This window comes from Nocardioides sp. SLBN-35 (genome assembly GCF_006715725.1).
Taxonomy (GTDB): domain Bacteria; phylum Actinomycetota; class Actinomycetes; order Propionibacteriales; family Nocardioidaceae; genus Nocardioides.
Window position 1 is genome coordinate 3,160,851 of sequence record NZ_VFNU01000001.1, and the last position, 21,358, is coordinate 3,182,208.

General features: G+C 73.2%; 19 protein-coding genes. 5 read left to right on the forward strand and 14 right to left on the reverse strand.

The window, feature by feature from the left end; translation table 11 throughout:
• Nucleotides 1-15 precede the first annotated feature (15 nt).
• Nucleotides 16-258 (forward strand): hypothetical protein, encoded by a 243-nt coding sequence (locus tag FBY23_RS15345; protein WP_141798936.1) that lies wholly within the window; start codon nucleotides 16-18, stop codon nucleotides 256-258.
• A 26-nt stretch (nucleotides 259-284) separates the two neighbouring features.
• On the opposite strand, the gene FBY23_RS15350 is transcribed toward FBY23_RS15345, so the two are convergent.
• From FBY23_RS15350 to FBY23_RS15385, 8 genes are all read right to left on the reverse strand, one after another.
• Nucleotides 285-899, reverse strand: a complete 615-nt coding sequence (locus tag FBY23_RS15350; protein WP_141798937.1) for a class F sortase — start codon at nucleotides 897-899, stop codon at nucleotides 285-287.
• Nucleotides 900-901: 2 nt separating this feature from the next.
• Entirely contained in the window at nucleotides 902-1,765 is an 864-nt protein-coding gene (locus tag FBY23_RS15355) for a hypothetical protein (protein ID WP_141798938.1), read from the reverse strand.
• 150 nt (nucleotides 1,766-1,915) lie between these two features.
• Complete coding sequence (locus FBY23_RS15360; RefSeq protein ID WP_141798939.1) at nucleotides 1,916-3,358, reverse strand: MBL fold metallo-hydrolase; 1,443 nt, start codon at nucleotides 3,356-3,358, stop codon at nucleotides 1,916-1,918.
• Nucleotides 3,355-4,383, reverse strand: coding sequence for a hypothetical protein (locus tag FBY23_RS15365; RefSeq protein ID WP_141798940.1), 1,029 nt, complete (start codon nucleotides 4,381-4,383; stop codon nucleotides 3,355-3,357). Before FBY23_RS15365 ends, FBY23_RS15360 begins: the two co-directional genes overlap by 4 nt.
• A 67-nt stretch (nucleotides 4,384-4,450) precedes the next feature.
• Nucleotides 4,451-7,090, reverse strand: coding sequence for a bifunctional GNAT family N-acetyltransferase/acetate--CoA ligase family protein (locus FBY23_RS15370; protein ID WP_141798941.1), 2,640 nt, complete (start codon nucleotides 7,088-7,090; stop codon nucleotides 4,451-4,453).
• A 6-nt stretch (nucleotides 7,091-7,096) separates the two neighbouring features.
• Nucleotides 7,097-7,624: an HPP family protein gene (locus FBY23_RS15375; protein ID WP_160158264.1), complete on the reverse strand. Its 528-nt coding sequence runs from the start codon at nucleotides 7,622-7,624 to the stop codon at nucleotides 7,097-7,099.
• Nucleotides 7,625-7,647: 23 nt separating this feature from the next.
• Nucleotides 7,648-10,365, reverse strand: coding sequence for a pyruvate, phosphate dikinase (gene ppdK, locus FBY23_RS15380; RefSeq protein ID WP_260805986.1), 2,718 nt, complete (start codon nucleotides 10,363-10,365; stop codon nucleotides 7,648-7,650).
• A gap of 62 nt (nucleotides 10,366-10,427) precedes the next feature.
• Nucleotides 10,428-10,670, reverse strand: coding sequence for an SHOCT domain-containing protein (locus FBY23_RS15385; RefSeq protein WP_141798944.1), 243 nt, complete (start codon nucleotides 10,668-10,670; stop codon nucleotides 10,428-10,430).
• A gap of 162 nt (nucleotides 10,671-10,832) precedes the next feature.
• On the opposite strand from FBY23_RS15385, the gene FBY23_RS15390 reads away from it, so the two are divergent.
• Genes FBY23_RS15390 through FBY23_RS15400 form a run of 3 tightly spaced genes read left to right on the forward strand, consistent with a single transcriptional unit; the run spans nucleotide 10,833 to nucleotide 12,564 of the window.
• Nucleotides 10,833-11,273, forward strand: coding sequence for a DUF1003 domain-containing protein (locus FBY23_RS15390; RefSeq protein WP_141798945.1), 441 nt, complete (start codon nucleotides 10,833-10,835; stop codon nucleotides 11,271-11,273).
• Nucleotides 11,270-12,154 (forward strand): hypothetical protein, encoded by an 885-nt coding sequence (locus FBY23_RS15395; RefSeq protein WP_141798946.1) that lies wholly within the window; start codon nucleotides 11,270-11,272, stop codon nucleotides 12,152-12,154. The genes FBY23_RS15390 and FBY23_RS15395 overlap by 4 nt, the downstream gene beginning before the upstream one ends.
• Nucleotides 12,151-12,564 (forward strand): hypothetical protein, encoded by a 414-nt coding sequence (locus FBY23_RS15400; protein ID WP_222117839.1) that lies wholly within the window; start codon nucleotides 12,151-12,153, stop codon nucleotides 12,562-12,564. The genes FBY23_RS15395 and FBY23_RS15400 overlap by 4 nt, the downstream gene beginning before the upstream one ends.
• Here the strand turns inward: FBY23_RS15400 and FBY23_RS15405 are convergent.
• From FBY23_RS15405 to FBY23_RS15430, 6 genes are read right to left on the reverse strand one after another with little or no spacing between them, the layout of a single operon-like run.
• A complete protein-coding gene (locus FBY23_RS15405; protein WP_222117840.1) occupies nucleotides 12,546-12,917 on the reverse strand; it encodes a DUF5655 domain-containing protein in 372 nt (123 codons plus the stop codon). The two genes, FBY23_RS15400 and FBY23_RS15405, sit on opposite strands and share 19 nt — an antisense overlap.
• Complete coding sequence (locus FBY23_RS15410; protein ID WP_141798947.1) at nucleotides 12,914-13,843, reverse strand: universal stress protein; 930 nt, start codon at nucleotides 13,841-13,843, stop codon at nucleotides 12,914-12,916. The genes FBY23_RS15405 and FBY23_RS15410 overlap by 4 nt, the downstream gene beginning before the upstream one ends.
• Nucleotides 13,840-16,476, reverse strand: coding sequence for a cation-transporting P-type ATPase (locus FBY23_RS15415; protein WP_222117841.1), 2,637 nt, complete (start codon nucleotides 16,474-16,476; stop codon nucleotides 13,840-13,842). Before FBY23_RS15415 ends, FBY23_RS15410 begins: the two co-directional genes overlap by 4 nt.
• Complete coding sequence (locus FBY23_RS15420) at nucleotides 16,473-17,423, reverse strand: carbamate kinase (RefSeq protein ID WP_141798948.1); 951 nt, start codon at nucleotides 17,421-17,423, stop codon at nucleotides 16,473-16,475. The genes FBY23_RS15415 and FBY23_RS15420 overlap by 4 nt, the downstream gene beginning before the upstream one ends.
• A 1-nt stretch (nucleotide 17,424) precedes the next feature.
• Entirely contained in the window at nucleotides 17,425-18,426 is a 1,002-nt protein-coding gene (argF, locus tag FBY23_RS15425) for an ornithine carbamoyltransferase (RefSeq protein ID WP_141798949.1), read from the reverse strand.
• Between the two features lie 5 nt (nucleotides 18,427-18,431).
• Complete coding sequence (locus FBY23_RS15430; protein ID WP_141798950.1) at nucleotides 18,432-19,655, reverse strand: arginine deiminase; 1,224 nt, start codon at nucleotides 19,653-19,655, stop codon at nucleotides 18,432-18,434.
• Nucleotides 19,656-19,813: 158 nt separating this feature from the next.
• Here FBY23_RS15430 and FBY23_RS15435 point away from each other — a divergent pair, with 158 nt between their 5' ends.
• Nucleotides 19,814-21,355, forward strand: a complete 1,542-nt coding sequence (locus FBY23_RS15435) for a YfcC family protein (protein WP_141798951.1) — start codon at nucleotides 19,814-19,816, stop codon at nucleotides 21,353-21,355.
• The last annotated feature ends 3 nt before the right edge of the window (nucleotides 21,356-21,358 follow it).

The following is a 21,358-nucleotide window of genomic DNA, read 5'->3' on the forward strand; positions in this document are numbered from 1 at the left end:
TACAAGGAGATGCCCATGTCGGACCCACGAGCGCGCCGCCAGGCCCGCCAGCACCTCGCTGACCGGTTGATCCTCGAGTACGCCGGTGCGGTCCCGGCCGGCCAGGTGCTGGCCGCGGTCCTGCGGGCCGAGCAGCTGCTGCAGGCCTACCACCCGGACGAGGGCCGGCGGATGGCGCTGTGCGAGGAGCTCGTCCGGCACCGGCTCGCCGAGAGCCTGACCCGCCGCCGCGCACCCCGGCTCGTCATCGCGTCCTGACCGGGCCGTCCGCGTCCACGCCCGACCTACCCGGCGGGAGCCGCACGGACGACGGTCGTCGTCCGGTAGTGCTCCCCGTCGTAGCCGCTGCAGGTGGTGAGCACGAGCCGCGGTCCGCCCGTCGCCGAGAAGAGCTGCGGGGCGAGCTCCGCGATCCGGTCCCGCGGGTATGCGGCGACGGCCTCGACCCGGTAGCGAACGACGCCGTGGTCGGTGACCACCCGCACCCGGTCACCGGGGACGAGCTGCGCCAGGCGGTCGAAGACACCGTCACCACGACTGTAGGTGTGCCCGGTCATCAGCACCGCTCCGCGTTGGTCCCCGGGTTCGGCGCCGCCCTCCCACCACCCGACGACGCGTACGTCGTCCGGCGGGGTGAGCACGTCCCCGGCGACCGCGACCGGCTGGATCCGGGCGGACACGTCGATGGCCGGGATCTCGACCCGGATCGGACGGCCCCGCACCGGGCTGGCCGGCGCTGCAGGCGGTGGCGAGGCCTCCGCGGGTCGGGCGCCTGACCTGTGCGGCGGGACCGCAGTGTCTGGCTCGTCTCGCCACGGGCGCGCCACGGACATGCCGGCGGCGGCCAGCACCAGCCCCACCAGGGCCAGCGCCGCCGCCGTCCGGCGCGCTCGGGGCACGCTCACCCCACGCGACGACCGACGGTCGCCGACATCACGAGGGCTGCCGCCACCAACGCGATGCCCGCACCGGCGAGTCCCGAGCCCCACAGGTCGCGGGTGGTCCAGCCGGTCGCCCCGGCGTCGATGACCTTCGGCACGTCGTTGCCGGCGCTGCCCTCGTGGACACCGGCCACCTCGCCGCCGTCACCGGATGAGGAGGGCTGGGTGGTCGCCACGCCGCCCACGTCGGACGAGCCGGCGTCGGTCGGAACGGTGGTCGCCTCGGTGGTCGGCTCGGTCGGCTCGGTGGTCGGCTCGGTCGGCTCGGTGGTCGGCTCGGTCGGCTCGGTCGTGGGCTCCGTCGGCTGGTCCGGCGGGAGGCACTTGAAGACCTTCTCCTTCCACCCGTCCTTGTCGTCGTGGGTGACGAACGCTGTCACCTTGACCGGGATGCTCCTGCCGGCGTCGTCCTGGGTCACGGCCAGGTCGAGGTCGTAGCGTCTCTCCGCGTTCAGGCCGTCGCTGCCACCGGCCGGTGCACCGAGGGTGAAGGCGGCGCCGGTGAGGATCGGAGTGCCGGACCCGGGGCGCTCGAACACGACGCTGGTCACCTCGGTGCCGGCGGCGAAGTCGAAGAACCGGACCGTGACCGAGCAGCTCACCTTGGGGTCGTTGCGGGGGTTCCCGGCGTAGGGCGTGTCACCCACGTCGATCGAGCCCTGGTTGCCGACCGCACTCGCTGCCGGCGCGCCGGCCGGGTCGGATGTGGCCGGGCCTCCCGTCATCAGCAGGACGGCCGCGGCCAACAGGGAGACGAGCCCGCACAGCCCCAACAGGAGGGGGATGCGGGGCGTGGAGGAGGTCGTGAGGGGTGAAGGAGTCATCATTGCTCCGTTCCGGGGTCAGGGCGTCGTGGTACGCCGTTCGAAGGTCCCGCCGCGCCCCGATGCCCGGCTGCCACCAGCCTGTCCCGGGCGCCGGTGCGCTGGAACGGTCCAAGGTCCCCGCCACGACGGACCTTTCGCCGAGCCCTCTCAGTCGACGCGCACCCGCTCGCCGAGCAGGGGGACGACGGCGCAGATGCCCAGCTCGTCCTCGATGCGCTCGGCGAGAGCCGCGGACGAGTGCGGCTCCCCGTGCACGACGTACACCGTGGTCGGGGGCGCAGCCGCTGAGGCCACCCAGGTCACCAGGTCGTCGGCGTCGGCGTGCACCGAGAAGTCCGGTACGTCGACGACCTCGGCGCGCACCGGGACGTAGTGGCCGTGGATCTTCAGGTGCCGAGCTCCGTCCTGCAGCTGACGTCCGCGGGTGCCGGGTGCCTGGTAGCCCGTGAGGACCACGCAGTTGCGCGGGTCGGGCAGCTGGTGGGCGAGGTGGTGGACGACCCTCCCGCCGGTGGCCATGCCGGATGCCGAGACGATGATGCACGGCTGGTCCGGGTCGTTGAGGCGGCGCGACTCGACAGCATCCCGCACGGCGTGGAGGTCGAGCGCGCGCAACCTCTCCAGCGCCTCCGCCCGATCGGCCCTCAGCTGTGCCGAGCCCTCGTGCAGGGCCCGGAGGTACACCCCCAGGGCCTCGAGCGCCATCGGGCTGTCGACGTGCACCGGCACCCGCGGGATCAGCCCGGCGCTCTCGAGCCGTTCGAGCTCGAGCAGCACCAGCTCGGTCCGGTCGACGGCGAAGGCGGGGATGAGAACCGTGCCACCGCGGCCGATGGTGCGCCGTACCGCGCCGGCGAGGACGCCGGGCTCCGCCGTCGGGTGGACGCGGTCGCCGTAGGTGGACTCGAGCACCAGTGCAGTGGCGGCCGCGGGAGCGGGAGGCGGCTCGAGCAGTGGGTGCCCGTCGCGGCCGAGGTCACCGCTGAAGACGACGACGTCGCCGGCGATGTCCACCTCGAGGGTCGCCGAGCCGAGGATGTGGCCGGCCGGGTGGAGACGGACCCCGACGGATGCCGTCACCGCGTGGTGCTCGTCGTACGGCAGCGGCGCGAACCGGAGCAGCGTCCTCTCGACGTCCTCCGCGGTGTACAGCGGCAGCGCCGGCCGGTGCCTCGACCAGCCCGACTCGTTCGCGTAGCGCGCCTCCTCCTCGAGGAGATGGGCGCTGTCCCTCAGCACGATCGCGGCCAGCGCGGCCGTCTCCTTGCTGCAGTGGATCGGACCGGCGAAGCCGTCCTTCACCAACCGCGGCAGCTGGCCGCAGTGGTCCAGGTGGGCGTGGGTGAGCAGCACGGCGTCCACGGTCGCCGGGTCGATCGGCAGCGGCTCCCAGTTCCTGCGCCGCAGCTCGGACGGGCCCTGGTAGAGGCCGGCATCGACGAGCACCCGGCTGGTGTCGTGCTCGAGCAGGAAGCAGCTGCCCGTGACCGTCCCGGCCGCTCCCAGGAAGGTCAGGATCGGACTGGCCGGCCCCACGGTCGCGCCGGCGCCCGGCGTGGCCGTGGTCCGGTCGGTCGTCGGCGCGCTCATCGGGTCGCTCCGACGACGAGGGCCACGGCCACGAGGACCACGACGGACACGGCGACCGCGACGCGCGGGTCGCCCTCGTCGTACCTGCGGCGCCGGGCTCCCGCGTCGCGACCCGTGTTCGCGATCCACACGCCCGCACCGATGAGCCCGACGCCGGAGACGATGAGCACGAGTGCAGCGGCGAGCGATCCACCGAACCAGTCCTGGACGGCCATCGGCAGCACGAGAAGCACCCCGGCCGCACCCACGCCGAGCACCGGCACGTCCCTCAGACGCAGCGCGAGCAGCACCAGCGCGCCGGCGGTGACCAGGGCCAGCACGGTGCCTGCATCGGTCTCCGCCGCGAAGACCCCGCCCACGACCGCGGCTACGGCGCCCAGCGAGAACGCCGTGCGGGACGGACGGAGCAGACCGCCGCGGGCCAGCAACAGCCACACCACTCCGACCGCCCACGGACCGAAACCACCTACCCTGCTGTCCGGGTCGGCGAGGAACACGACCGACGCCGCCGTGGCGGCCAGAGCCGCCAGAGCGGCGGCCTGTTGGAGGATCGTGGGTCGGATGCGCCACAGGACGACGGCGGAGGCCGCCGCGCCCGCTGCGGTGAGCACGGCGGTCGGACGCTCGGCGAGGTCCAGCGCCTGGCGGGCCAGCACGGCGAGGAAGACCGCGGTCAGGGCGACCGAGGCGGCCCAGAGCACCGCGCGGAGCCGAACCCCGGCGGGTCCGGCAGCAGGAGGCACCAGAGCGCCCGCCGCGGTCAGGCTCGCCGCGACCAGGCCGACGACGACCAGGCGCCAGGAGGTGGCCAGGTCGCTCCAGAACTGGTCGGCCAGCAGGGCCGCGCCCACGACGACCACCACGCCGCCCAGGTAGCCCAGGGCCTCGGGGACCAGCGACGAGCGGGCCCCGACGTGGCGGGCCTCCCCGCCGCGCGGCTCGCCGTCGTGGAGGGGTGAGGACAACGTCGGTGTGGTCGGCATCGCAACGACCTTCCTGCTCAGCGGTGCGGTGGTCTCACTCACCGACGCTAGGAGCGGCGTCGGCGCCGCGACAGGGTCCTAGGTCCCCGGCCCGAGGGCCGTGATGCCGTCAGGTCCGGCGGAGCTGTCGCGGCTCGTCCAGCGACTCTCCTGCGGCGAGGCGCACCTTGACGTCGACGAGGTGGATCCCGTCCGGGGTGACGATCACCGGGTTGAGGTCCAGCTCGGCTATCTCGGGTACGTCGACCGCGAGCTGCCCGAGCCCTGAGGCCGCGCGCGCGAACGAGTCGACGTCCACCCGCGCCGCGCCCCGGAAGCCGTCGAGCATCGGCCAGGTGCGCAAGGTGCGCAGCACCCGCAGGATCTCCCCCGGCACGAACGGCGGGAGCAGGAACGCGCGATCGTCGGCGAGATCGGTTCCGACACCGCCTGGCGCCACCATCACGAGTGGGCCCAGGACGGGGTCGCGCACCATGCCGAGCGCCATCTCGACGCCGCTGACCATCGGCTGCACCAGCACCGGGCACGCCCGGCCCATCCGGCGCTCGATGTCGTCGGCGGCCAGAGCCACCTCCTCCGCGGACATCAGGCCCGTCGCGACCAGCCGCCGCTCGGTGCGGTGGACCACGTCGGCGCTCGCGACCTTGACCGCCACCGGGAAGCCCATCTGCGCGGCCGCCTGCGGTGCGTCCGCGGCGAGCACGACGACGCCGGCGGACTCGAGTCCGTAGCGGTGCAGCAGCCCTGCGGCATCGCCGGGCACGACCCAGCCGTCGACGCCGCTGCGGGCGAGCAGGTCGATCGCCTCGTCGCGGGCCGCCCGCGCCCGCGCCGGGTCCGGAGCCGGACCGGGTGGGAGCACGTCGCGACGCCATGCTGCGTACACCGACGCCCGCCCGAGTGCGGCCAGCGCGGCCGCGCTCGATCGCAATGTCGTGACTCCCGCGTGGGGCCCGTCCCCGTCCACGCCCAGCCCGACCGCGACCACGGGATGGTGCGGGTACCTGTGCCGCACGCCGGCCAGCGCATCCAGCGCACCCGCGACGTCGTTCGTGTCCGTGGCGACCAGGACCACGAGCAGGGCGTCCACCTCGTCCGAGGCGAGGACCACGTCGGCGATCGCGGCCAGCCGGCCGGCGTCCGCGCCCGCACCGGCGTCCACCGGGTTCGCCGAGCCGGTGGTCTGCGACACGAGGGCACCGACCTCGGCCCGCAGCGACGCGGAGAACGCGGCGACGTCGAGACCGGCGTCCTGCGCCGCGTCGGCCGCCAGGACGCCCAGTCCGCCCGCGTTGCTCAGCACGCCGAGCCGGGTCCCGGCCGGGAGCGGCTCACGGGTCAGGACGGTCACCGTGTCCGCCAGCTCCTCGGCGTCGCGGCACGCGATCACCCCGCTCTGCGCGAGGAGGGCCGTCACACCGACCACCGGACTCGCGGCCGCGGCCGTGTGCGAGCTGCCGGCTCGCCGCCCGCCGGCGGACCGGCCGCCGACGACGGCGACCAGCGGCTTGCGCTGGGAGAAGCGTCGGGCGAAGCGAGCGAACTTGCGGGCGTTCCCGAAGGACTCGAGGTAGAGCGCCGCACAGCTCACCTCGGGGTCGTCGTACCAGGCAGCAAGGAGGTCGTTGCCGGACACGTCGACCTTGTTGCCGAGCGAGACGAACGTGCGAACGCCGACCCCGTCGTGGGCGAGCAGGTCCATCAGGGCGATGCCGACGCCACCGGACTGGCTGGCGACGGCCAGGCCGCCGGGACCGGGCGCCCGCAGGCCGAAGGTGGCGTTGAGCCGCACGTCGGGAGCATTGTCGAGCACGCCGAGGCAGTTGGGACCGACGAGCCGGACCCCGTGACGACGAGCGGTGCGACCGAGCTCCTGCTGCAGCCGCGTCCCGTCCGCGCCCATCTCGCCGAAGCCGGACGAGATCACCACGGCGCCGCGCGCTCCCCCGGCGATCGCGTCCTCGAGCGCGTCGAGGACGCCGGCCACCGGCACCGCGATGATCGCCAGGTCGACCGGCGCCCCCTCCGCCAGGGCGCCACGGGCCGGCACGTCGCCGACCACGTCCGCGCGGGGGTGTATCGCCACCACCTCACCGGTGAACCCGTCCCGGCGTACGGCGCTCAGGACCGCCGCGCCGATCCCGGTGCCGTCCCGGCGGGCGCCGTAGACGGCCACCGAGCGCGGCGCCAGGAGCGGGCGCAGGGACCGGGCCTCCGACGTGAACTCGCGCAGGTCCGCGGCCTCCTGGACCGCCGGGGTGACCGCGGTGTCCATGGTCAGCTCGCACTCGCCGTGACTGCTCGTCCGGGCGAGCGTGAAGCCCGCGCGGGCGAACACGTCGAGCATCCGGTGGTTCTCCGAGAGCACCAGGGCGACGAATCGGCGGATCCCCCGGTCCCGGGCCCGTGCGGCCAGGTGCTCGAGGAGGAGGGTGCCGAGGCCGTGACCGGCGAGGTCGTCGGCCACGAGGAAGGCCACCTCGTAGGTCAGGGCATCGACGGGTTCCGCGGTGGCGAGGGCCACGACTCTCTCGCCCACGAGTGCGACCAGGGCCATCGTGTCGGAGGAGCCGAGCACCCGGTCGACGTACATCCGCGCCGCGCGAGGACCACCGCTGAAGAACCTCAGCCGCAGCGCGTCGCTGGAGGCACTCTCGTGCAGCGCATGCAGGCCCGGGCCGTCGCGGCGCTCCAGCGGGCGGATCTGCGCCAGGCCACCGTCGCTCAGGAGCACCTCGGCCGTCGTCATCGCCGATCACCCTCTCCGCACGGCCACCACGCCCGGCGTGGCGACGACCGCATCGAGGATGGCGGCCAGCCGTGACCCGTCGGTCGCGTCCAAGCCGGTGAGCTGCACGATCCCGTTGCGCACGCGCACCTGGCATCCCGACACCCGGGCATGCGCGAGGACGTCGGCGACGTCCTCCTCGAGCCTCTCGTCGTCGTGGGAGAACGCGCGGACCAGGTCGCTGCGGCTGACGACGCCGACGACCTGGTCGGAGGCGTCCACGACCGGCAGGCTCTTGACCGCCGTGCGGGTCAGGACGGCACGCAGCTCGATGACGTCCGTCTCAGGGTGCACGAGCGCGACGACCCGGCTCATCGCCTCCCCGACCGGGTCGGTGAGAGAGCTCCGGGCGATCACGTCGGCCTCGCTGATCACACCGACGATCCGAGCGTTCTCGTCGACCACCGGCAGGGCCGTGACGGCGTGACGGGCCAGGGCACGTGCGGCAGCGCCGATCGGCTGGTCGGCCCGGACCGTCAGCGGCCGCGCGTTCATGATGTCCTCCACCAGCACCGCGATCACCCCGCCGTCGCAAGGAGCGGCACGTCCAGCTCGTCGAACCGGTCCGGTGGGCATCCCTCGGCCAGGACCGCGGCGCGGCCGGCCTCCAGGCGCGCGACGGGAACGCGGAACGGCGAGCACGACAGGTAGGTGACGCCGATGCCGGCCAGGAACCCGATCGAGGCGGGGTCTCCGGCGTGCTCACCACACACGCCGACCGGGATGCCCGGCCGCGTGCGCCTGGCCGCGTCGACGGCGCGCGCTGCCAGCTCGCCGACCCCCTCCTCGTCGAGGGTGGCGAACGGTGAGACCCGCAGCAGGCCCTCGTCGAGGTAGCGCGGCAGGAAGGAGCGCTCGGCGTCGTCACGCGACAGTCCCCAGGTCAGCTGGGTCAGGTCGTTGGTCCCCAACGACAAGAAGCCCGCCACCTCGGCGATCCGCGCGGCCGTCACCGCGGCCCGCGGTGTCTCGACCATGGCACCGATGCGGTACGGCACCCGACCGCGGCGGGCACCGACGTCCTCCGCGGCGCGAGCGACAGAGCGGGCGACCGCGGCGAGCTCCCCCACGGAGCTCACCAGCGGCACCATCAGCTCGAGGTCGAAGGGGCGTCCGCGCTCGCGCAGGTCCGCTGCGGCCTCGAACGCCGCCGTCGCCTGGGCGACCACCAGCTCGGGCCGCACGATCGCCAGCCGGACGCCGCGCAACCCGGTCATCGGGTTCTCCTCGTGATGCCGTCGTACGGCGGCCAGCCTGGCCTGGAGCGCCTCGTCCGGGCAGCCGCGGACGGCCGCCGTCGCCACCCGCACCGCCAGGTCGGTGAGGTCCGGCAGGAACTCGTGGGCCGGTGCGTCCAGCAGGCGGATCGTCACGGGGCGGCCGTCGGCCGCGGCGAGCAGGACGGCGAAGCTCTCGCGCTGGAGGGCGCCCAGCTCGCGCAGCGCCGCCACCTGCTCGGCCTCGTCGCCGATGAGCACGCGCTCGACGTAGGTCCGGCGGTCGCCGAGGAACATGTGCTCGGTGCGGACCAGGCCGACGCCCTCGGCACCGAAGCGCACGGCACGCGCGATGTCCTTCCCGGAGTCGGCGTTGGCTCGTACGCCGACCCGACGGGTGCGGTCGGCGTGGGCGAGCACGCGGGCGACGGCGGACACCAGCGGGGACTCGACCTCGTCGCCGTCGAGCCACCGGGTCACCTCCGAGGGCACGGTGCGGTGGTGTCCGTGATAGACCCTGCCGGTCCCACCGTCCACCGAGACCACGTCACCCTCGGCGAACAGGTGCTGTCCGCCCAGGCTCACCCGGCGGTGGGCAAGGTCGATCTCGAGGCCCTCCACGCCGCACACGGCCGGCAGGCCCATGCCCCGCGCGACGACGGCGGCGTGGGAGGTCCGCCCGCCCCGCGCGGTGACGACCGCACGGGCGGCCACCATGCCGGGAAGGTCGTCGGCCCGGGTCTCGGGGCGCACGAGGACGACGTCCTCGCCACGAGCGGCGAGGGCGACGGCGGTGGCGCTGTCGAGGACGATCCTGCCGACGGCGGCCCCCGGCGAGGCGGCGAGCCCCGCCGCCGCCGCCCGCCCGGCCGCACCCGCGTCGAGCTGCGGGAACATCAGCTGCGTGAGCTGGTCACCGGTCACGCGCACGAGTGCCTCGTCCTCGGTGATCATCCCCTCCTCCACGAGGTCGGCCGCGATCCGGAAGGCCGCGGCGGGGCTGCGCTTGCCGACCCTGGTCTGCAAGATCCAGAGCCGGCCGTCCTCGATGGTGAACTCGACGTCGCACAGGTCGCGGTAGTGGTGCTCCAGCGTGCTCAGGATGGAGCGAAGCCCTCGGTACGACGGCAGGTCGAGCTCCCGCAGTCTCGCCAGCGGGACTGCGGTGCGGGTTCCGGAGACCACGTCCTCGCCCTGGGCGTCGGCGAGGTACTCGCCGTAGTCGCCGCGCTCGCCGGTGGCCGGATCGCGGGTGAAGGCGACGCCGCTGCCCGAGGACGCTCCCCGGTTGCCGAAGACCATGGCCTGGACGTTGACAGCGGTGCCGAGATGCTCCGGGATGTCGAACCTGCCGCGGTAGACGCGAGCACGTTCGCCCTGCCAGGACGCGAACACGGCATCGATGGCGAGGTCGAGCTGCTCGCGGGGGTCCTGGGGAAGCGTCCGTCCCGAGACCTCCCGGCACAGCGCCTTGCCGCGCACGACCAGGTCGCGGAGTCCGTCGGCACCGACAGCTGCGAGGGCCTCGACGCCCTGGGCGGCGACGACGTCCGCGTACAGCTCGCCGAACCGCTCCGCGGGAACCCCCAGGACGGTCTCCCCGAACATCTGCACGAGTCGCCGGTAGCAGTCCCAGGCGAACCGCTCGTCGCCGGAGGCCCGCGCCAGCGCGACGACGGTCTCGTCGTTGAGGCCGATGTCGAGGATCGTGTCCATCATGCCCGGCATCGAGACCGCCGCGCCGGAGCGCACCGCGAGCAGCAGCGGCCGCTCACGGTCGCCGAGGCGGAGTCCGGTCCGCTCCTCGAGGAGCGCGAGATGGTGCTCGACGTCGCCGGCCATCCCGGCCGGGCGGCCGCCCCGCTCGAGCGCGTGGCGGCAGGCCGCGGTGGTGATGGTGAAGCCCGGCGGGACCGGCAGGCCGAGCTGCACCATACGGGCGAGCTCGGCGCCCTTGCCGCCGAGCAGGTCGCGGTCCGGCGTACCGGGAGCGTCGAAGGAGTGGACGTAGCTGGTCACGCGAGGATCGTCGTCGGACCGGGTCGACGCGGGGCAGGGCCGAAGGTCCTCAGGCAGGCGGGTCATCGGGTCCGCGCCACCGGGCGCCGGTCGGTGATGGCCTGCCACAGCCGGGTGTACTCCTCGACGTCGATCTCACCACGGGCGAGTCGCTCGTCGAGGATCTCGAGCGGATCCGATGCCCTGTCGCGGCCGAGCCACCGGGCGCCGTAGTAGACGGCGACGCCCACCAGGCCCCAGGTCGCCACCATCACCAGGAGCATCCCTGGCCAGCCGAAGTAGTAGTGCCCGTCGTTCCACATCATCGCCTTGCTCCTTCGCGTCGTCGCGGTCCCGTACTCCGACGGTCCCGCCCCCAGCAGGCGCACGTCAGGGGCGAACCGCCTCGCCCGCCGGGACCAAGTGCCCGCCCTGCCGGGGACGCAACTCCCTGCCCGCCACGGCGCCCCACTCCTAGCGTCGGAGGCATGCATCGACCTACCTCCCCGGGTCACCGAGGCTCCGGTGCCGCCCGCCACCCGGGCATCGAGCGCTACTTCCAGCGCCGCGCCGAGGACTGGCAGTCCCGCCTGGCCGACGCGATCACCGCGTTCGCGGGGTCGATGCCGTTCGTGTGGATCCACACGGCGGTGTTCGCGCTCTGGATGCTCGCCGCGGAGCGCAGTCCCTGGCCGACGCTCACGCTGGTGGTCTCGCTCGAGGCCATCTTCTTGTCGACCTTCGTCATGATCGGCCAGAACCGCCAGGCGGAGGTCCAGCGCGCGAAGGCCGACCACGACTTCGTCGAGCAGGAGCTCGAGCTGAAGACCAACACCGAGCTCACCCGTCAGATCCACGTGCTGACCCAGGAGCTGCACCGGCGGCTGGTCGATCCCGAGGCGAGGCGTTCGGAGGGACTCGAGGCATGACCGACGTGCGACCCGCCGCGGCTGCGACCACACCACCCCACGCCCCGACGCGGCACTCCGGCCGGGCCCTGGGCCCGGTACTCCTGGTGATCGCCGCCGCGCTGGTCCTGAACAGCGCGCTCGGGCCGTTGGGGGCGGACGTGCTCGCCTACCCCCTGCCGGACTCGCTCCTCAACCAGCTGCTCGGTCTCGAGCTGGTCACGCTGGCCCTCGTGGTGCCGACGCTGGTCACGGCCGCCGTGCTTGCGCTCCACGACCGCCCGGGAGCGGCCGTCCTCGCCCTGGGACCGACGGGCTACACGGCCTACATGTTCGTGCAGTACGTCGTCGGACCCGAGCGCCTCGCGTACTCGCCCACCGTCGTCCTCCACCTCGCGATCGCGACGCTCGCGGGTGTCGCGGGCGTGTGGTGCTGGTGCCGGGCCGTCGCCGCTCCTGGGCGCCGGATCTCCGATCGCACCCGGCACGCACGCGTCGCCTGGTTGGTCCTCCTCGTGACGTTCGTCGTGGCGCGCTACCTGCCGGTGCTCGCAGGATCGGTGACCGCGAGCCCGATCCCGGCCGAGTACGCCGAGGCTCCCGCGTTCTACTGGTCGATCGTGCTGCTCGACCTGGGTGTCGTCGTACCGCTCGCCGTGGCGGCGGCCGTGGCCGTCGGTCGCGACCGCCCGGCCGCCGAGGCAGCCTGGTTCGCGGTGGTGTCCTGGTTCGCGCTCGTCCCGCCCTCCGTCGCGGCGATGGCCGCGGTGATGGTCATCCGCGACGACCCGCACGCGTCGGTGACGACCCTGGTCATCACCACGGCGGCCAGCCTCGCCTGCGCCGTCCCCGCCCTGCGCGCCGGTCGGTCGGTGCTGCGTCGAGCCATGGCGGCGTCATGATGACGGCACCGCGCCGCCCGCCGCCCGGTCCGCTCGCACGCCGCGTCGTGGGCGCGTTCTTCCTGGTGACCGGAGGCGTCCATCTCGGCATCGTCGTTGCCGATCCTGAGTTCTACCGGCCGTTCGCCGACGAGTCCCTGTTCCCGTTCGTGCGTGACGCATGGGCGGAGGTCGTCATGGCCCGTCCCGAGATCTACGGACTGCTCCTGATGGCCGGCGAGATCGCGCTCGGCGGGTGCCTGCTCGTGGGCGGGCGCGCAGCCCGCGTCGGGTGGGTCGGCGTGATCGCCTTCCACCTGCTGCTGGTGCTGTTCGGCTGGGGATTCCTGTTCTGGGTCGTGCCGGCGCTGGGGCTACTGGTGCCACTGGCGTGGCGGGACCTCTCATCGCCTCAGGTCCGCGGCTCCTGAGCCTGGCCCCGGGCGAGCCGGATCCAGCGCCGGACCTCGTCGTCGACCTCGGCCGCCGAGCGGAGCTCGAGGTGGTGCATCCACGTGCCGCGGGCGACCTGCACTACCTGCTTGAAGCGGGTGGACTCCAGCCGCTGGCGCAACGGGAGCGACAGGACGAGTGGTACCTCGGAGCGCAGGTAGCGTCCGGGTCTCCACTCGATCGCGAAGGTGCGTCCGAGCCGGTAGGCGACCTGGGAGCGGCTGACGTGCACCACGACGCCCTCGACCGCCGTGAACTCGCCCACCAGCCGGTCGTGGATCTGCCGTGCGGTCGGGTCGCCGTCGAAGAACTCGTCGACCGACCCGGTCATCGCAGCAGCGTGCCCTCGCGCTCCAGCTCGAGGTCGAGGGGCGGGAGCTCTGCGTGCGTGGCAGGCACCACCAGGACCGGGCAGTCCGCGGCGTGGAGCAGGGGACGCAGCACGCCGCCGAGGTGAGGGCCGAGGAGCGGAGCCTCGCCCCGCAGCAGGACCAGCAGGTCCGCCGCGGCGGACTCCTCGAGAAGATCGGCGCGTGGGTCGCCCAGGTGGACCTCGACGTTGACGACCACTCCGGGGTAGGCGCGCCGCCAGGGCCGGAGCAGGTCGTCGATCGACGCCGCGGCCCGCTCGACCAGCAGGGCCTGAGGAGTCCATCCGTCCGGGCGGTGGCCGTCGACCCGGTCGTCCGGCTCCCACGCGTGGACCACTCGCAGCGCCCCGCCGGACTGTTCGGCGCGGCGGAAGGCGGCCCCGAGCAGCTCCGTGCTGTGTGCGGGTGCCTTCAGAGCGACCACGACCCGCTGCCGGGAGGTGTGACCGTCACGCCAGCCCTCGGGTACGACGGCCAGTGGTGCGTGGGCGTGCGCGGCCACGTCCTCCGTGGTGGCGCCTCCGAGGAACCTGCGCAGACCCGTTCGGTTCTCACGTCCGATCACCAGCAGACGGGCGTCGTCGGCTGCCCCCAGGAGCACGGGGGCCGGCGCGCCGTGGCAGGTGACGACCTGCACCTCGACGTCGTCGGCCAGGCGGGCGACCTCGGCACCCAGCGTCGCCTCGACCTGCTGACGCTCGGCGTCCAGCTCCTCGGCGAGGACGGGGAGGTCCAGGAACGCCGAGGTCTGCAAGGGCATGGCGTGCACGACCCGCAACGGAGCCTCGCTGCGCCGGGCCTCTCCGATCGCGAAGCGCAGCGCGCCGCTGCTGGCGTAGGTGCCGTCGTGCCCGACGACGACCGGGCGGGGCGGGGTGGTGGTCATGGTTCCTCCTCGGGGTCGCTCCGAGCCTCGCCGCCGGGCCGGATCGCGGGCAGGGTCGCCGCGCCCGTGCCTGCGGGGACCTTGGTCCTGCGCAGCGTCTTGGCCAGGCCGTCGACCAGGAGCAGGGCCATGGCCGACGCGACGACGACGAGCCAGCCGCCGACGTCGGGGAAGCTGCCACCGAGCAGCTCGGCGACCGGCGGGACGCCGAGGAAGATCATGAGCAGGAGGACCTCGGCGGCGACCGCCACCAGGACCAGCCGGTTGCTGAGCAGGTCGAGCCGCCACACGGGCAGGCGGGTGCTGCGGCAGGCGAAGGCGTTGGCCACCTGGGTGCCCGCGATCACGGCGAAGGCCGTGCCCGAGGCGAGCGCCAGGGTCGACTCCTGCGGGGTGGCGCCCCACCGCCAGCCGTGTCCCACCAGCACCGTGGTGAACGCCGCCAGCGCCAGGACCGCCTCGGTCAGGCCGAGCACCAGGAACGCCCGGACGGCGAGGGCCCGGTCGATCAGCGTGCGCCGGCGTCGTCCGCGCATCACGTCGGAACGACCCGGTTCGGCGCCCAGCGCCAGGGCGGGCAGCATGTCGGTACCGATGTCGAGCGCCAGCACCTGGAGCACACCGATGGCGAGGGGAAAGCTGCCCCCGCTCAGCGCCCAGGCGGCGAAGGGGGCCAGCTCGGCGACGTTGTCGGTGAGGTGGAAGGTGAGGAAGCGGCGGACGTTCTGCGTCGTGGCCCGGCCGAGCTCGACGGCGGTGACGATGGTCGCGAAGTGGTCGTCGAGGAGCACGAGGTCGGACGCCTCCCGCGCCACGTCGCTGCCACTGGCTCCCATCGCGACGCCGACGTCCGCCGTACGCAGCGCGGGGGCGTCGTTGACGCCGTCGCCGGTCATCGCGACCACGTGTCCGTTGCCTCGCAGCGCGCGAGCGATGCGGAGCTTGTCGGCGGGCGCCACCCGGGCAACGACCGCCCCCTGCTCCGCATCGAGCAGCGTCGCGAGGTCACGGTCGTCCGCGGGCAGGTCCTTCCCCTCGACGACCACTCCCCCGTCGTGCAGCAGTCCGACCTGGCGCGCGATCGCCTGCGCGGTGCGCGGGTGGTCCCCGGTCAACATGGCGACCCGGATCCCGGCGCGACGGCACTCGCCGAGGGCCTGTGCGACGTCGGGGCGTGGCGGATCCTGGAGGCCGAGCAACCCGAGGAAGCTCAGGTCGTGCTCGCCGGCCTCACCCGCGTCCTCGCCGCCGGAGCGGCCGGCGACGGCGAGGACGCGCAGACCGACATCGGTGAGCTCGGCGAGCGCCGTGCGGATGTGTTCGGGCACGGCCCGGCACCGCGCGAGCACCGCCTCCGGCGCACCGAGGACGGCGACCTCTCCGTCGTACCACGCCGAGCTCACCATCCGCTCGGCCGTGTAGGGACGCCGGACGACGACCTCCTCGGCCGCAGAACCCACCCGCAGCGCCAGCGCGTGCAGCGCGGCCTCCATCGGATCCCCGACAGGAGACCAGCCGCCGTCCTTCTCCCGGACGCGGCCCGTCACACAGCGCAGGGCGGACCGGGCGGCCCGCTGCAGTGCGCTCGGGTCACCGGTCCCCGTCACCGTCGCGGTCGGCGCGTACCCGTCGCCGGCGATGTCGTGCCTGCCGGAGGAGGTGATGACCGTGACCACGTTCATCCGGTTCTGCGTGATGGTCCCGGTCTTGTCCGTGCAGATGAAGGTGGTGGCGCCGAGCGTCTCGACAGCGTCGAGGCGTCGCACCAGTGCCTTCTCGCCGGCCATCCGCTGGGCGCCGCGGGCGAGCGAGAGGGTGACGGTCGGCAGCAGTCCCTCCGGCACGAGAGCCACCGAGACTCCGACGCCGAAGAGGAACGCCTCGGTCGGGTCGAGGCCGAGCGCGAGCGAGCCCAGACCGAGGCCGATGCCGACGGTGAACGCCACGACCGCCACCACGCGCACGACCTTGCGCAGCTGCACGGTGAGCGGACTCGGCGGACGGTGGGCCGTCTCGGAGAGCCGCGAGATCCCGGCGAGAGTGGTGTCGGGACCCACGGCCACCACCCGGGTCCGGGCCCGTCCCTGCGTGACGAAGGTGCCGGACATCAGCCTGTCCCCGGCGTCGTGCGGGACCGCTGCGCTCTCCCCCGTGAGCAGCGACTCGTCGAGGGCCAGCGCTTCCGCGGAGACCACCTCGAGATCGGCGCCGACCCGGTCACCGGCCTCGACCAGGACGACGTCGTCGACCACGAGATCGGCCACCTCGGCGAGAACCTGGTGTCCCGAGCGGACGACCAGCGCCCGGGCGGGCAGCAGGGCCCGCAGGCGCTCCGTGGACCGGTCGGCGTGGAACTCCTGCCAGAACGCGAACAGCGCGTTCAGCACGACGATCAGTGAGATCGCGATGCCCAGCTCAGGCATCCCCGCGACCACTGCCAGGCCGGCCGCGACCCACAGCAGGACGGCGAGCAGGTGGGTCATCTGGTCGAGGAGCAGTCGCCAGGCGGGCTTGCGGCGGACCGAGGCCACGACGTTGGCGCCGTGCGTGCGCCGACTCTGCTCGACCTGCTCCCCGGTCAGTCCCGCTGCGGCTGCCGCGTCGACCGGCGCCTCGGGGGCGAGCCCGGTCACGGCGAGCCCTCCGGCGCACGGACCGGTCCCTCGTAGCGGCCGGTCGCGGTGACGACGGTGCCCGAGGTGCCGGCCAGGACCGCAACGGCGTTCTCCAGCGCGCCGATCGCCGCCACTCCCCCGGTGCGCTCCACGAACCGGCACACGGCGTCGACCTTGGGACCCATCGAGCCTGCCGGAAGGTCGAGCTGGCGCAGGCCGGCCGGCGTCTCGCGGTGGATCGCCGCCTGGTCCGGCGTACCGAAGCCGCGCATGACAGCGGGGACGTCGGTGAGGACCAGCAGCGCGTCGGCGTCGAGCGACTCGGCCAGGACGGCGCTCGTCAGGTCCTTGTCGACCACAGCCTCCACCCCGCTGAGCTCGCCGAGCTCGTCGCGCACGACGGGCACCCCGCCGCCGCCGGCGCACACCACCACCGCGCCGAGACCCAGCAGGCCGCGGATGAGCGGTGTCTCCACGACCCGCTCGGGGCGGGGTGACCCGACCACCCGGCGCCAGCCGTCGCCGTCGGCGCGCACGGTCCAGCCCCGCTCGGCGGCGAGACGGTGGGCCTCGGCCTCGGCGTACACCTCGCCGACGAACTTCGTCGGCCGGTCGAACGCCGGGTCCGTGGCCGAGACCAGCGTCTGGTTGACGATCGCGGCGACCTGTCGGCCGGGCAAACGGTTCTGGAGGGCCTGGAGCAGCCAGTAGCCGATCATGCCCTGGGTCTGGGCGCCGAGGACGTCGAAGGGGTACGGCGTCGTCAGCCGCGGGTCGGAGGCGCTCTGCAGCGCCAGCACACCGACCTGGGGCCCGTTCCCGTGCGTGATGACCAGCTCGTGCCGAGCGGCCAGCGGGGCGAGTGCGGCCACGGCACGTCGTACGTTGGCCTCCTGGACGTCGGCGTCCGGGTGCTCGCCGCGGGCCAGCAGCGCGTTGCCGCCGAGCGCCGCCACGATCCGCATCTCAGTCCCCCAAGGTCGCGACGAGGACGGCCTTGATCGTGTGCATCCGGTTCTCGGCCTGGTCGAACACGATGGAGTGCCGCGACTCGAACACCTCGTCGGTCACCTCGAGCGCCGTGAGCCCGGTCTGCTGGAAGATCTCCTCGCCGACCGTCGTGTGCCGGTCGTGGAATGCCGGCAGGCAGTGCAGGAACCGCACGTCCGGGTTGCCGGTCGCCTTCACGACGGCCATGTCGACCTGGTAGTCGCGCAGCAGCGCGATCCGCTCGGGCCAGCGCTCCTTCGGCTCCCCCATCGAGAGCCAGACGTCGGTGTAGAGGAAGTCGACGCCGGCGACGCCCTCGCCCACGTCGTCGGTCAACAACAGCCGTGCGCCCGTCTGCTCTGCGAGCTGCCGGGCCCGGGCCACGACGCCGTCGGCGGGCCATAGCGCACGCGGAGCGACGACACGCACGTCCATGCCCATCATCGCGCCGGCGACCAGCAGCGAGTTGCCCACGTTGTTGCGAGCGTCGCCGAGGTAGGCGAACGAGATCGCCTGGTCCGGCTTGGCCGCGTGCTCGCGCATCGTCAGCATGTCGCACAGCGCCTGCGTCGGGTGCCACTCGTCGGTGAGCCCGTTCCACACCGGCACCCCGGAGCGCTGCGCGAGCACCTCGACGTCTGCCTGGCGGGAGCCGCGGAACTCGATGCCGTCGTACATCCTGCCGAGGACGCGGGCGGTGTCGGCCATCGACTCCTTGTGGCCGATCTGCGAACCGGTCGGGTCGAGGTAGGTGACGTGTGCGCCCTGGTCGTGGGCGGCCGCCTCGAAGGCGCACCGGGTCCGGGTCGAGGTCTTCTCGAAGATCAGCGCGATGTTCTTGCCGGCCAGCCGGGGCTGCTCGGTGCCGGCCCGCTTGGCCGTCTTGAGGGCGGCGGCGAGGTCGAGGAGGTAGCGCCACTCCTCCGGGGTGAGGTCCAGCTCCTTGAGGAAGGAGCGGTTGCGCAGGGGCGAGGCCATCGCGTTCAGATCCCCTCGCGCTCGATGGGGCAGGTCATGCACCGCGGGCCGCCGCGGCCCCGTCCGAGCTCGCTGCCCTCGATGGTGATCACCTCGATGCCGTTCTTGCGCAGGTGGGTGTTCGTGGTGACGTTGCGCTCGTAGGCGACCACCACGCCGGGGCGCACGGCCAGCACGTTGCAGCCGTCGTCCCACTGCTCCCGCTCGGCCGAGCGCACGTCCTGGGTGGGCGTGAGGACCCGGATCCGCTCGAGGCCGAGGGCGGCGGCGATCGCGGCGTGCATCTCCTGGGGAGCGTGCGCGGTGATCGCGAGTTCCTTCTCGGTGTCCCCCGGCTCGATGGTGTACGACGGCAGCGGGCCGAGCCCGGCGTACTGGGTGAAGGTGTCCTCGTCGACCATCGTCATCACGGTGTCGAGGTGCATGAAGGCGCGCTTCTGCGGCATCGCGAGGGCCACGATCCGCTGGGCCCGACCGGCGTCGAAGATCCGCCGGGCCATCCGCTCGACCCCCTGCGGCGTGGTCCGCTCGCTCATGCCGACCAGGACCGAGCCACGCCCCAGGACGAGGATGTCCCCACCCTCGGTGGTGGCCGGAGCACCGGTGGAGCCGTCGGCCCACCACCGGAAGCCCGCGTCGGCGAAGGCCGGGTGCCAACGGTAGATGGCCTCGTAGTGGACCGTCTCGCGGGTGCGGGCCCGCTTGCGCATCGCATTGACCGAGACTCCGTCGTACACCCACGCGGAGGTGTCGCGGGTGAAGAGATGGTTGGGCAACGGTGCGATGACGAAGTCGTCGGCGTCCATGGTCTGCACCGCGACCGACCGCGGTTCGTCGATGTGCTCGAGCAGCTCGCGCTTAGTGAGACCGCCGATGAGCATCGTCGCCAGCTCCTCGGCCGGGAGCCCGGCACCGAGGTTGTGCAGCGCGTCAGCCGCGAGCGGCCCGTAGACGCGCTCGTCGAACGTGCTGTCCAGCACGTGACGCCGGGCTTCGGGGATCTCCATCGTCTCGGCGAGCAGCCGCTCGAGCAGGTGGACCGTGACGCCCTGGTCGCGCAGCACCTCGGCGAACGCGTCGTGCTCCTGCTTGGCGCGCTTGACCCACAGCACGTCGTCGAACAGGTAGGCGTCCTTGTTGGTGGGCGTCAGGCGCATCAGCTCCAGCCCGGGCCGGTGCAGGATCGCCTGGCGCAGCGTGCCCACCTCGGAGTCGACGTGCAGGTTCATGGGACTTCCTCTCTGGTTTCCTGGGGCCGATCCTGCGCGGCGCGGCGCCCCGGCGGAGGGGTCCTAGGTCCCGACGCTTGGGGCACATCGACCGATCTCGGTGCCGTGGCGGCGGTGCTTCCGTGGTGCGGACACGCCATTCACAGGAGGTACCCACCATGAGCACGATCCACCGAGCGGAGCGACCGAGCGCCCCACCACCGGCGAGCGAGGCACGGGCTCGTCGCAGCTTCCACTTCCCCAGCGCCTTCGCCGTGCTCTTCGGCGTCACGATCGCGGTCTGGCTGCTCGCCTTCGTGATCCCGTCCGGGACCTACCAGACCGACGCCGACAGCGGCCGGCCGATCCCGGGCAGCTATGCCGCCTCGGACAGCGGCCTGTCCTTCGGCGACCGGCTCATGGACCTCTTCATGGCTCCCGTCAACGGGCTGTACGGCATCCTCAACTCCGACGGGAAGATCGGGCCCTACGAGTCCGGTGAGCTGTACGGCGCCGCGGGGGTCTTCCTGTTCGTCCTGGCGATCGGCGTGTTCATCACCATGGCCATGCGGACCGGCGCGATCGACGACGGCGTGGCGCGGGTCGCCCAGCGCATGAGCGGACGGGGCACGGCGCTCATCGCCGTGCTGATGATCCTGTTCTCCATCGGCGGCACCACCGAGGGGATGGCCGAGGAGACCCTCGGGTTCTACGCGCTCCTCATCCCGTTGATGCTGGCGCTCGGCTACGACCGGATGGTCGCGGCCGCCACGATCCTCGTCGGTGCCGGCATCGGCGTGCTCGCCTCCACCGTGAACCCGTTCGCCACCGGCGTCGCCTCCGACTCGGCCGGCATCTCGATCGGCGACGGCATCGGCTTCCGCTTCGCGATGTACCTCGTGCTCGTCCCCGTGGCGGTGTGGTGGGTGACCCGCTACGCGCGCCGGGTCAAGGCCGACCCCTCCCGCTCCCTGGTCGGTCCGGTCGACGGCGACGACGAGCTGCGCGGGCACGGACTGCGGGACGTCGCGGCGCTGTCCGGCCGCCAGAAGTCGGTGCTCGCCATCGTCGCCGCGACCTTCGCGTTCATGATCTTCGCGATCGTCCCCTGGGCCCAGGTGATCCACGGTCCCGACGCCTCGAGCTTCTCCTGGCAGCTCGACTGGTACTTCCCCGAGCTCGCGGCCCTGTTCCTCGTCATGTCGCTGGTCGTCGGAATCGTCGGCGGTCTCGGCGAGCACGGCGTCAGCGAAGCCCTCACTCGTGGCGCCGGCGACTTCGTCGGGGTCGGGCTGATCATCGTCCTCGCCCGTGGCGTCACCGTGATCATGAACAACACCGAGATCACGGGCACGGTGCTGCACGCGATGGAGAACACCGTGAGCGGCACCTCCTCGGGCGTCTTCGGCGCCGTCATGTTCCTCATCAACGTGCCGCTGGCCTTCCTGGTGCCGTCCACGTCCGGGCACGCCGCGCTGGCCATGCCGATCCTGGCGCCCCTGGCGGACTTCGCGAACGTCCAGCGCTCGATCGTCGTCACCGCCTTCCAGTCGGCCTCGGGCGTGGTCAACCTGATCACCCCGACCTCGGCGGTCGTGATGGGTGGCCTCGCCCTGGCGAAGGTCCGCTACGACCAGTACCTGCGGTTCGTGCTGCCGCTGGTCGGCATCCTGCTGGTGCTGGGTACCGCGGCACTCGCCCTGGGCGCCGCCATGTCCTGAACG

Excerpts from the sequence above, each read along its gene's own strand:
- FBY23_RS15430 (WP_141798950.1), bottom strand. The coding sequence starts at position 19,655 with ATGAACCTGCACGTCGACTCCGAGGTGGGCACGCTGCGCCAGGCGATC.
- FBY23_RS15355 (WP_141798938.1), bottom strand. The coding sequence starts at position 1,765 with ATGACTCCTTCACCCCTCACGACCTCCTCCACGCCCCGCATCCCCCTC.
- FBY23_RS15435 (WP_141798951.1), top strand. The coding sequence starts at position 19,814 with ATGAGCACGATCCACCGAGCGGAGCGACCGAGCGCCCCACCACCGGCG.
- FBY23_RS15375 (WP_160158264.1), bottom strand. The coding sequence starts at position 7,624 with ATGAACGCGCGGCCGCTGACGGTCCGGGCCGACCAGCCGATCGGCGCT.
- FBY23_RS15395 (WP_141798946.1), top strand. The coding sequence starts at position 11,270 with ATGACCGACGTGCGACCCGCCGCGGCTGCGACCACACCACCCCACGCC.
- FBY23_RS15400 (WP_222117839.1), top strand. The coding sequence starts at position 12,151 with ATGATGACGGCACCGCGCCGCCCGCCGCCCGGTCCGCTCGCACGCCGC.
- argF (WP_141798949.1), bottom strand. The coding sequence starts at position 18,426 with ATGGCCTCGCCCCTGCGCAACCGCTCCTTCCTCAAGGAGCTGGACCTC.
- FBY23_RS15420 (WP_141798948.1), bottom strand. The coding sequence starts at position 17,423 with ATGCGGATCGTGGCGGCGCTCGGCGGCAACGCGCTGCTGGCCCGCGGC.
- FBY23_RS15360 (WP_141798939.1), bottom strand. The coding sequence starts at position 3,358 with ATGAGCGCGCCGACGACCGACCGGACCACGGCCACGCCGGGCGCCGGC.
- FBY23_RS15345 (WP_141798936.1), top strand. The coding sequence starts at position 16 with ATGTCGGACCCACGAGCGCGCCGCCAGGCCCGCCAGCACCTCGCTGAC.
- FBY23_RS15410 (WP_141798947.1), bottom strand. The coding sequence starts at position 13,843 with ATGACCACCACCCCGCCCCGCCCGGTCGTCGTCGGGCACGACGGCACC.
- FBY23_RS15405 (WP_222117840.1), bottom strand. The coding sequence starts at position 12,917 with ATGACCGGGTCGGTCGACGAGTTCTTCGACGGCGACCCGACCGCACGG.
- FBY23_RS15390 (WP_141798945.1), top strand. The coding sequence starts at position 10,833 with ATGCATCGACCTACCTCCCCGGGTCACCGAGGCTCCGGTGCCGCCCGC.
- FBY23_RS15370 (WP_141798941.1), bottom strand. The coding sequence starts at position 7,090 with ATGACGACGGCCGAGGTGCTCCTGAGCGACGGTGGCCTGGCGCAGATC.
- FBY23_RS15385 (WP_141798944.1), bottom strand. The coding sequence starts at position 10,670 with ATGATGTGGAACGACGGGCACTACTACTTCGGCTGGCCAGGGATGCTC.